Here is a 5687-nt window from a genome sequence, read left to right on the forward strand (position 1 = left end):
TATATGATAGAAGTAATGTTTAAATTTTTTTTGTCTTTGTGAAGTTTTTGTTTATAAGTTTTAAATCTACACTATATTTACATAGCCCAATATTAATTTAAACATTAGGTAAAAATTATAAGTGTGAATAGAATAATTAAAGGGTGTGCATTCATGATTAGCTTAGGGATGTTCGGGTTTAAAGCACTTTGGAGTCCATATTTATTTGTGTTTTTAGTTTTAGTCATTTTAGGTTATTTTTACATAATTAATAAATTTAAAGATAAAAACCATGTTACTGAGACTAAACAAATGGTGTATTTCGTAATTGGAATTTTGTTAGTTTACACCGCACAAGGCAGTCCAATCGATTTAATTGGTCATATAATTTTTAGTGCACATATGACTGAAATGGCAGTATTATACTTAGTTGCACCGATCTTTCTTATTAATGGTATTCCAGATTGGTTATGGAGAAACATACTTAAACCAAAATTCGTTAATTCGTTTTTTACTTTTGCTACAAAACCATTAATTGCTTTACTTATTTTTAATGTAGTATTTTCGATTTACCATTATCCATTAGTATTTGATACGGTAAAAACGAATAATGTCTATCATTTCTTATTTACAAATATATTATTTTTCATGGCAGTATTTATGTGGTTTCCTGTTATTAATAACTTACCTGAAAGACAAACACTTTCTGATATCCAAAAGATTGGTTATATGTTTGGAAATGGTATTTTATTAACACCAGCATGTGCACTTATTATTTTTGCAGGACATCCATTTTACGCGACTTATAATGATCCAGTGTTATGGAGTAAAGCGATGGAACTTTGCGTATCACCTGATTTATTAAAATCACTAAATATTTCAGGTCCAGAAGTATTTAACTTTATGTCAGCAAGGGAAGATCAGCAGGTTGGCGGAGTTATCATGAAAATTATCCAGGAAATAGTTTATGGATCTGTTATTGGTTATAATTTTTTCAAATGGGCTAAAAGAGAACAAAATGGAAATAAAATTGATCCAATCAGTAGTAATCCGTTATTGCTTAAAAAATCGTAGGGGTGGAAATTTTGAATTCGTTACCAATTTTACCAACAATAAGTACAAGCTTTATTGTAATTAGTGCCGTATTAGTTGCAATCGGCTGGTATCTTATTGCAAAAAGAAATATAGAGGGACATAAGAAAGTTATGTTCTTTGCTGGAGTCTTTGCACTCTCGTTTTTCATTGTATACGCAACGAGAACAATCTTTATCGGAAATACTTCTTTTGGGGGACCAAAAAGTTTAAAGCTGTATTATCATATATTTTTATTTTTCCATATATTCTTAGCTACAACTGGCGGAGTATTTGGTCTAGTATCAATTATCTCAGGATTTAAAAACAAATTAAAACTACACAAAAAAATTGGACCGATTACTAGTATTATTTGGTTTTTTACTGCAATTACAGGTGTAGTCGTTTATTGCTTATTATACGTTTTCTACAAAGGTGGAGACACTACTTCAGTTATTAAAGCTGTTTTAGGATTTTAAGTAAAAAATAAAAGAGTGAGTAAAAGAAGTTGTACTTCTTTTTACTCACTCTTTTTAATAATTATAGAATAATGAACTTGCTTACTAGAGAAATTTGCTCTTCAGCTTTTTTAAGTAATTCTTTACTTTTATCAACGATACTTTCAGGGAAGTTTTCGCCTTCTCCGTACTCTACACCGTGAGGATAATAGTATTTACCTAAAAGTGGAGTAAGTAATTGGATTTTCCCTTTACTTGACTCTACATGTCCTTCTACTGCGAAACCTTGAACGCGTAAGTAGTAGATTTCATTACGTTGTTCAAATTTATAATCGTAAGTTACTCTTTCGTAATCCCATTGACCAGCAAGGACAAAGCCTAATTCTTCCATGATTTCAGTTAATAAATTTACATTTAATACATGGTTTTCTAAATTTGTATTCTCGAATTTCATGTTATTACCCCCTAAATTACTTAGAAAAAATCCCTACTAATATAATATTATCTATGACAATAATTAGCAATGAAAAGCTGATAAATGTATTTTAACTAATTTATATATTTTTTTGAATAATTTGGCTACAATGGATATATAAACATAGAGTTAACAATTGGGAAGGGAAGATCTAAATGGAAAAGCTTATAAAACTTTTCTTTTTTACAATAAGTTTTATAACAGTTTTTATGTTCAGTCCACTTATTAAAGATTGGATCACCAATATTTCATCATTTAAACAATACCAGAAAGTAGAAGAAGTGAATATGCCGATGATCGAAAATGCAAGTACTGAAAAAGTTACATACTCCGTTTCTCAATATATTGGTACAAGTGAACAAGAAATTTTAAAAACCTTTGGTAAACCGTCAAGAAAGGTTCCTTCTCAATATGACTATGATTGGCTTGTTTATGATAAGGATGCTACTAAGTATACTCAGTTTGGTGTACTTAATGGCAAAGTTGTAACCATTTTTGTCGCTGGTAATAAAGTTGATATAACCCCATTTGTGATGGGGAGCCACTATGAAGAAACAATGGATAATGTAGCATTACATGATAAAGTCTCTTTTTCGATAGTAAGTAATCAATACACATTTAAATTATCGACAACCGATTTACACGAACGTCCACTTGTTTCATTAAATAATTGCTTTGCTCAACTTTATTTTGACCGTTTTACTGGAAGTTTATTAGGTGTTCGATATTTATCTCCAGAAACTTTAGTTAAGCAGAAACCGTACGAGCTAATTTATAGTGGGAATTTAATAAATGCAAAAAAATTAAATACATTGCAAGAAGCAATTGTTGATCGTGAAGAAGAGAAACAGATATTTAACTTAACGAATGTTTATCGTAAAAGAATGAATTTAAGTACTTTAAATTGGAATGCTAATGCTGCCAAAGTAGCTTTAGGACATAGTAAAGATATGGTTCAAAATAAATATTTTGATCACTATTCTAACTTATATGGTAGTCTAGCTGATCGTTTAAATGATGCAAATGTTCCATACAGAATTGCTGGCGAAAATATTTCAGCTAATTATGTAGATGGTATAGCATCTGTATATGGATGGATTAACAGTAAAGGCCATCGTGTAAATATGTATAAAAAAGAATACACCACCCTTGGAGTTGGAGCCTTTAATAAATATTACACCCAAAATTTTATAAAATAATAGCGAAATCAAGCAAAAGCGAAAGTTTGTGCTTGATTTTTTTATTTCCATACAAGCACAAAATTATTCGAAAGACATAATTTTGTAGTAAATGCTTTTAATTGGAGTGATATGAATGGGAAATGAAAATAATCGTCCATCTATCGAACAATTTAGGCAATTCGTTATGGAACACCCAAAACTTCGTGAGGAAGTAAAAACGGGTAAAAAAACATGGCAACAATATTTTGAAGATTGGTATTACAAAGGTGAAGACCATGAAATGTGGGATGAATATAGAAATGACAATAATACAAAGTCTCAAAAGAAAACTGCCAAAACGGAACAATCAGAAGAAGGATATGTTGGGAAAGTCATTTCTTTTGTTAAAAATTTAGATCCAGATCAAATTCAAGGCCATTTAACAAATGTAAACTCTACTTTAACGAATATTCAACAGCTTATATCACAATTTAAATCTCCAGCTGCTTCAACTAATCAAAGAGAAGAAAAGCCAGCATCACAACAATTTAATTTTAGACAGGATTGAGGAGATTTAAAGTGAGAAAAGATGTATTGGAATTTCTTCAGAGTGAAGAAGATTATTTGAAGTTTTTAAGACAACAACCAAAATGGTATCGTAAACTTTCTAGAAATCCTGAGCTTACTGATGAGTTTAGACTGGCATCCCTTGAGTTTTTTGGTAAAACTATTCCACAACGAGTTGATAAATTGTCAAATCAAGTTCAAATGGCATCGTTTATGATTGACATGTTTCATGTATTAAAGGATCAACAAAGTACTAGTAGTGAATCCTCTGATACCGAAACAAAGGAAGATTAAAAAAGGATAATAATTCAATCTGTCATAGCTTTTTGCTACAATGAAGAAAGCAAGTTTTAAAAAGGAGTAGTAGTTATGACAGAAATTTGTTTAGTAAGACATGGTCAAACTGATTGGAACTTTAACAATATAATTCAAGGAAGAGAAGATATTCCTTTAAATACGGTAGGTAAACAACAGGCGAATGATAGTGCATTGTTTTTAAGTGATCAAAAGTGGGATCGGGTTATTACAAGTCCTTTAGTTAGGGCGAAACAAACTGCACAGGCAATTGCAGAGTTTTCTAAAATTGATGTGATTATAGAGGATGAACGATTTCTAGAAAGAGAATTTGGTGAAGCTAGTGGAAAACCTATTTCCGATGTTCATGAAAACATTTATAATAATAATGTAGAAGGAATGGAAACAAATGAAGAATTAATTGATCGAGCTTTTAGTGCATTAAAAGATATTGCCCAAAATTATGAAGGTAAACGAATTGTAATTGTTGCACATTCTCATACGATTAAGGCAATTCTACATGCAATTGATCCTGAGAAAGTTAATTTTAGGACAAAATTAAATAATGCTTGTGCAAATTTTATTGAATTTAAAGATGGTAAATGGAAGATAAATGAATTTAATATTTCTGATCACATAAAAGCTTAGGACAAGTTCTTTTATTTAAGGAATTAAATGTGATATAGTTTATTCTTGGAGGTGTAAGGAAATGTATGCAACAATGGAAACCTTGCAACTTATAACAGTCTCAGAAGAACTTGCTTCAATGATCGCGCAATCAGATGTTGCAGATCAGTATCGAACTTCATATATTGCATTAAATAATGATAAAACTGCGCAAGAAATTATTAGCCGTTTTATGAAGACGAAGGATTTATATGAGGATGTTCAGCGATTTGGAAAATATCATCCAGATTATAAAGAAATTCGTAAAAAAATGAGTGAAGTTAAAAGAGAACTTCAATTAAACGATACAATCGCTGCTTTTAAGCAAGCGGAAGATCAGGTCCAATTACTTTTAGATGAGACTAGCTATTTAATTGCTCAAGCTGTTTCGCCTTCTGTAAAAGTTCCAGCGGGTAATCCTTTCTTCGTAAACACAGGTGGAGGATGTAGTACTGGTGGATGTGGTACAGGTGGAAAGTGTGGATGTAAAACGAGGTAATAAATCATATTGAAAGGCTCATTATTTAGTAATGAGTCTTTTTTTAAATAAAATTCATTTTCTGAACCTAGTACAGTTAGCGCAATTATTTCCGCAACAAAACATTTTTTTATTCGGAACGTAAAATCGATGTTTAAATACGAAACTATTATTATTTTCATTACGAATAAATTCAACTCGGTAAATTAGTTTAAACTGTTCAGTAATGGTTCTTGCGCAATCAATCAGTAGTTTTTTGAGCGCTTCTTCGGTCTGTTGAAGGTCTGTCTGAATATATAGGAAATTAGCACCACAAATTTGTTTGTTTGAAAATTGATTAATTTGTTTATAATTTGAAATACAGTTAAAAAATTGCTCCCAAACATCATCTAACATAATTTTCAATCCTTTCTAAAAACTATTTATGAAAGTTTCATTGCAAAAGAAATTTGGGATATGATATTCTATTTCTAACGGATTTTTAAAGGAGAAAGCTATGTTCGTGCAAAGACAAGGTATTATTATTTATTTACAATCAT

The 5687-nt window shown here is 30.5% G+C and carries 8 protein-coding genes; 7 read left to right on the top strand and 1 reads right to left on the bottom strand.

The window, feature by feature from the left end:
- Window positions 1–153: 153 nt before the first annotated feature.
- Both ctaG and CN514_RS23135 read left to right on the top strand, forming a co-directional pair.
- Window positions 154–1053 carry a cytochrome c oxidase assembly factor CtaG gene (gene ctaG / locus CN514_RS23130; RefSeq protein ID WP_098234583.1) on the top strand — a complete coding sequence of 300 codons (900 nt, stop codon included), beginning with the start codon at window positions 154–156 and terminating at the stop codon, window positions 1051–1053.
- Between the two features lie 11 nt (window positions 1054–1064).
- Window positions 1065–1529: a DUF420 domain-containing protein gene (locus tag CN514_RS23135; protein WP_098234584.1), complete on the top strand. Its 465-nt coding sequence runs from the start codon at window positions 1065–1067 to the stop codon at window positions 1527–1529.
- Between the two features lie 61 nt (window positions 1530–1590).
- Here the strand turns inward: CN514_RS23135 and CN514_RS23140 are convergent, their stop codons facing one another.
- Window positions 1591–1962 carry a YugN family protein gene (locus CN514_RS23140; RefSeq protein ID WP_069035575.1) on the bottom strand — a complete coding sequence of 124 codons (372 nt, stop codon included), beginning with the start codon at window positions 1960–1962 and terminating at the stop codon, window positions 1591–1593.
- A gap of 176 nt (window positions 1963–2138) precedes the next feature.
- Between CN514_RS23140 and CN514_RS23145 the strand changes: the two genes are divergently transcribed.
- From CN514_RS23145 to CN514_RS23165, 5 genes are all read left to right on the top strand, one after another.
- Window positions 2139–3182, top strand: coding sequence for a CAP domain-containing protein (locus tag CN514_RS23145; RefSeq protein WP_098234585.1), 1044 nt, complete (start codon window positions 2139–2141; stop codon window positions 3180–3182).
- 115 nt (window positions 3183–3297) lie between these two features.
- Complete coding sequence (locus tag CN514_RS23150; RefSeq protein ID WP_098234586.1) at window positions 3298–3711, top strand: YlbD family protein; 414 nt, start codon at window positions 3298–3300, stop codon at window positions 3709–3711.
- Window positions 3712–3722: 11 nt separating this feature from the next.
- Window positions 3723–4004 (top strand): YlbE-like family protein, encoded by a 282-nt coding sequence (locus CN514_RS23155; RefSeq protein ID WP_098234587.1) that lies wholly within the window; start codon window positions 3723–3725, stop codon window positions 4002–4004.
- A gap of 75 nt (window positions 4005–4079) precedes the next feature.
- On the top strand, window positions 4080–4652 hold the full coding sequence (locus tag CN514_RS23160) for a histidine phosphatase family protein (protein ID WP_098234588.1): 573 nt from the start codon (window positions 4080–4082) through the stop codon (window positions 4650–4652).
- 61 nt (window positions 4653–4713) lie between these two features.
- Window positions 4714–5169, top strand: a complete 456-nt coding sequence (locus CN514_RS23165) for a YlbF/YmcA family competence regulator (RefSeq protein ID WP_098234589.1) — start codon at window positions 4714–4716, stop codon at window positions 5167–5169.
- Window positions 5170–5687: the final 518 nt, after the last annotated feature.

This window comes from Bacillus sp. AFS001701 (assembly GCF_002559405.1).
GTDB lineage: Bacteria > Bacillota > Bacilli > Bacillales > Bacillaceae_G > Gottfriedia.

Bases quoted from the DNA above. Each gene is read 5' to 3' on its own strand.
- ctaG (WP_098234583.1), top strand. From the start codon at position 154: ATGATTAGCTTAGGGATGTTCGGGTTTAAAGCACTTTGGAGTCCATAT.
- CN514_RS23140 (WP_069035575.1), bottom strand. From the start codon at position 1,962: ATGAAATTCGAGAATACAAATTTAGAAAACCATGTATTAAATGTAAAT.
- CN514_RS23145 (WP_098234585.1), top strand. From the start codon at position 2,139: ATGGAAAAGCTTATAAAACTTTTCTTTTTTACAATAAGTTTTATAACA.
- CN514_RS23150 (WP_098234586.1), top strand. From the start codon at position 3,298: ATGGGAAATGAAAATAATCGTCCATCTATCGAACAATTTAGGCAATTC.
- CN514_RS23160 (WP_098234588.1), top strand. From the start codon at position 4,080: ATGACAGAAATTTGTTTAGTAAGACATGGTCAAACTGATTGGAACTTT.
- CN514_RS23165 (WP_098234589.1), top strand. From the start codon at position 4,714: ATGTATGCAACAATGGAAACCTTGCAACTTATAACAGTCTCAGAAGAA.